The following is a 1,144-nucleotide window of genomic DNA, read 5'->3' as shown; positions in this document are numbered from 1 at the left end:
ATGGAATGGGGATATCAGAGCGTAACCAGGAACAAATCTTTAAGAAATACGAACGAATCAACCACGATGTGGAAGGCCAGGGCATTGGGTTGTTCCTGGCTAAAAAGATAGTAGATGCTACCGGTGGCGATATCAAGGTAGAAAGTAAATTAGGGCAAGGTAGTACGTTTACTATCTACTTTAAGGCCGAATCTCCCTCTTTGAATCAGGCAAATATACGATAGGATGTAATTAGCTGCAAAGAATTGGATTGCCATCAGGTGCCTCTCAAGCCATTTGGAAAAGGAGAGGGACTTCCTCACCAATCGAGCGCATCTCTGCCTGAGGTTACAGAAGAACCTCTCAGCATGATTGGTCTCTTTCTTATTGGCGGCGGCCACATGCCTTGCCGCCGGTATCACCTTTTTGTAGGCCTCCCACTCATCGGTGAAGAAAGTTGCCTGCTGCCTGTAATGCTCCGGCACCTCTTTCCACAGCCCTTTGCCCCTGCTGCGCCTCTGTCTCCCAGTTGCAAGGCCACTATCTACCTGCTTCTCCTGTCCTTGGCCACCCACAGCCATTGCTTGTTGCTTTTGAAGCCGACAAAGCTCCACAACTCATACTTCGCAGCAAAACTGATGGCCGGCACAAGGGAGAATTAACAACAGTTAGTCAATATGTCCTAGAACAGGTCAAAGCTGTGGTGAGGCCAAATAAACGTTAGTATAATTTGCTGATAGATATAATAATAGCCCCTTTCAATATAAATAAAATTTAAATTAAGAATACTTAGCCTAACCTAGCGCAGCCTTAACACTTACTTCGCTTCGGGATTCGGCTGCACAAATCCAGTCCCCTTCTTATCTAAAATAATCGGTTGTGGTCTTCAGTGTATGATTTGGGAATAGGTATGGCAGCAAGGGTGTTTGTTGGAAGTTATGTGCGAGATAACTATCCAAGTCAACTGCCCCTACTGCCACAGTATGAAGGTAGTCAAAAACGGTGTAAAGCGCACTGGCAGGCAGAATTTTCTGTGCTGTGCCTGCGGCAAGCAGTTCCAGTTTGAGTATGCCAGGGCCGGCTGCAGGCCTGCGGTTAAACAGCTGGTGCTGGGCATGCTGGTCAGAAACTCCGGCATCCGCGACATCGAAATGGTAACGGGCGT

Annotated in this window: 2 protein-coding genes and 1 pseudogene; 2 read left to right on the top strand and 1 reads right to left on the bottom strand. The window is 47.5% G+C overall.

Annotation, left to right across the window (positions count from 1 at the left end; all coding sequences use genetic code 11):
- The coding region (locus ACFS7Z_RS27215; RefSeq protein WP_377492624.1) for a sensor histidine kinase at window positions 1-224 on the top strand (224 nt) is incomplete at its 5' end.
- Here ACFS7Z_RS27215 and ACFS7Z_RS27505 read toward each other — a convergent pair.
- A pseudogene (locus ACFS7Z_RS27505) lies at window positions 213-598 on the bottom strand (IS1 family transposase); the annotation flags it as partial. The gene ACFS7Z_RS27215 and the pseudogene ACFS7Z_RS27505 sit on opposite strands and share 12 nt — an antisense overlap.
- Before the next feature lie 319 nt (window positions 599-917).
- On the opposite strand from ACFS7Z_RS27505, the gene ACFS7Z_RS27200 reads away from it, so the two are divergent.
- The coding region (locus ACFS7Z_RS27200; protein WP_449301470.1) for a transposase-like zinc-binding domain-containing protein at window positions 918-1,144 on the top strand (227 nt) is incomplete at its 3' end.

The organism is Pontibacter toksunensis, assembly GCF_042686245.1.
Taxonomy (GTDB): Bacteria; Bacteroidota; Bacteroidia; order Cytophagales; family Hymenobacteraceae; genus Pontibacter; species Pontibacter toksunensis.
Note: the sequence above shows the minus strand (reverse complement) of the source record. Positions and strands in the feature narration are given on the sequence as shown.